Here is a 255-nt window from a genome sequence, read left to right on the forward strand (position 1 = left end):
GTCCATATGATTATCTCGACAACTACAGAAGCTATTGGTTCTACACCGCTTTATCGCTTTGACAATCAGCACTATTCTATGCCTAAAGGTTCTGCTATTTATGCAAAACTGGAATATTTAAATCCAGGAGGAAGTATCAAAGATCGATTGGGCAGTTATTTGATCAAAGAAGGACTTGCCCAAGGAAAAATCAATGGAAAAACGACGATCATCGAACCGACTGCCGGAAACACAGGGATTGGGATTGCTCTGGCC

Annotated in this window: 1 protein-coding gene; it reads left to right on the top strand. The window is 41.6% G+C overall.

Annotation, left to right across the window (positions count from 1 at the left end; genetic code table 11):
* Positions 1-6 precede the first annotated feature (6 nt).
* The coding region (locus AC1RP4_RS08085; protein ID WP_481763290.1) for a pyridoxal-phosphate dependent enzyme at positions 7-255 on the top strand (249 nt) is incomplete at its 3' end.

Source organism: Dellaglioa sp. CoH-56-MRSF-10, from assembly GCF_056782175.1.